Source organism: Colwellia sp. Bg11-28, assembly GCF_002836245.1.
GTDB lineage: Bacteria > Pseudomonadota > Gammaproteobacteria > Enterobacterales > Alteromonadaceae > Colwellia > Colwellia psychrerythraea_A.
In genome coordinates this window covers 1-2,240 of sequence record NZ_PJBA01000017.1, presented here as the reverse complement: position 1 = coordinate 2,240, position 2,240 = coordinate 1, and the positions used below count along the sequence as shown (strand labels likewise).

Here is a 2,240-nt window from a genome sequence, read left to right as displayed (position 1 = left end):
GGGTGACTGCGTACCTTTTGTATAATGGGTCAGCGACTTATATTCTGTAGCAAGGTTAACCGATTAGGGGAGCCGTAGCGAAAGCGAGTGTTAACTGCGCGTTTAGTTGCAGGGTATAGACCCGAAACCCGGCGATCTACCCATGGGCAGGTTGAAGGTTGAGTAACATCAACTGGAGGACCGAACACACGTATGTTGAAAAATGCGGTGATGACTTGTGGGTCGGAGTGAAAGGCTAATCAAGCCGGGAGATAGCTGGTTCTCCCCGAAATCTATTTAGGTAGAGCCTCGCACGAACACCATTGGGGGTAGAGCACTGTTAAGGCTAGGGGGTCATCCCGACTTACCAACCCTTTGCAAACTCCGAATACCAATGAGTGATATGCGGGAGACACACTGCGGGTGCTAACGTCCGTTGTGAAGAGGGAAACAACCCAGACCGCCAGCTAAGGTCCCAAAGTACTAGTTAAGTGGGAAACGATGTGGAAAGGCATAGACAGCTAGGAGGTTGGCTTAGAAGCAGCCATCCTTTAAAGAAAGCGTAATAGCTCACTAGTCGAGTCGGTCTGCGCGGAAGATGTAACGGGGCTAAACTAGTCACCGAAGCTGCGGATTCATAATTTATTATGAGTGGTAGGGGAGCGTTCTGTAAGCCGTTGAAGGTGAATTGAGAAGTTTGCTGGAGGTATCAGAAGTGCGAATGCTGACATGAGTAACGATAAGGGGAGTGAAAAACTCCCCCGCCGAAAGACCAAGGTTTCCTGTCCCATGTTAATCAGGGCAGGGTAAGTCGGCCCCTAAGGCGAGGCGGAAACGCGTAGTCGATGGGAAACAGATTAATATTTCTGTACTTCTATATATTGCGAAGGAGGGACGGAGTAGGCTAAACAAGCACGGCGTTGGTAGTCCGTGTGAAAGTATGTAGGTGGTTGTCTTAGGTAAATCCGGGACTTCATTAACACTGAGATACGAGACGAGACTCTACGGAGTTGAAGTTGTTGATGCCATGCTTCCAGGAAAAGCTTCTAAGCTTCAGATATATAGGAACCGTACCCCAAACCGACACAGGTGGTTAGGTAGAGAATACTAAGGCGCTTGAGAGAACTCGGGTGAAGGAACTAGGCAAAATAGTACCGTAACTTCGGGAGAAGGTACGCTGCTCAACGTTAAACCCTTGCGGTGTAAGCGAAGAGTAGTCGAAGTAACCAGGTGGCTGGAACTGTTTATTAAAAACACAGCACTGTGCAAAATCGAAAGATGACGTATACGGTGTGACGCCTGCCCGGTGCCGGAAGGTTAATTGATTCGGTTAGTCCTCGGACGAAGCTGATGATCGAAGCCCCGGTAAACGGCGGCCGTAACTATAACGGTCCTAAGGTAGCGAAATTCCTTGTCGGGTAAGTTCCGACCTGCACGAATGGCGTAATCATGGCCACACTGTCTCCACCCGAGACTCAGTGAAATTGAATTTGCGGTTAAGATGCCGTATACCCGCGGCTAGACGGAAAGACCCCGTGAACCTTTACTATAGCTTGACAGTGAACATTGCTCCTACATGTGTAGGATAGGTGGGAGGCTTTGAAACCATGTCGCTAGATGTGGTGGAGCCAATCTTGAAATACCACCCTTGTATGCGTGATGTTCTAACCTAGGGCCCTTATCGGGCTTGGGGACACTGTCTGGTGGGTAGTTTGACTGGGGCGGTCTCCTCCCAAAGAGTAACGGAGGAGCACGAAGGTTGGCTAAGTACGGTCGGACATCGTACGGTTAGTGCAATGGCATAAGCCAGCTTAACTGCGAGACAGACACGTCGAGCAGGTACGAAAGTAGGTCATAGTGATCCGGTGGTTCTGTATGGAAGGGCCATCGCTCAACGGATAAAAGGTACTCCGGGGATAACAGGCTGATACCGCCCAAGAGTTCATATCGACGGCGGTGTTTGGCACCTCGATGTCGGCTCATCACATCCTGGGGCTGAAGTCGGTCCCAAGGGTATGGCTGTTCGCCATTTAAAGTGGTACGCGAGCTGGGTTTAGAACGTCGTGAGACAGTTCGGTCCCTATCTGCCGTGGGCGTTTGAGAATTGAAGAGGGCTGCTCCTAGTACGAGAGGACCGGAGTGGACGAACCACTGGTGTTCGGGTTGTCATGCCAATGGCATTGCCCGGTAGCTACGTTCGGAACTGATAACCGCTGAAAGCATCTAAGCGGGAAGCAGGCTTTGAGATGAGTTCTCACTGG

1 rRNA gene is annotated in these 2,240 nt (G+C 50.6%); it reads left to right on the top strand.

Annotated elements, in window-relative coordinates:
• Positions 1 to 2,240, top strand: a 23S ribosomal RNA gene (locus CXF79_RS17440); the annotation flags it as partial.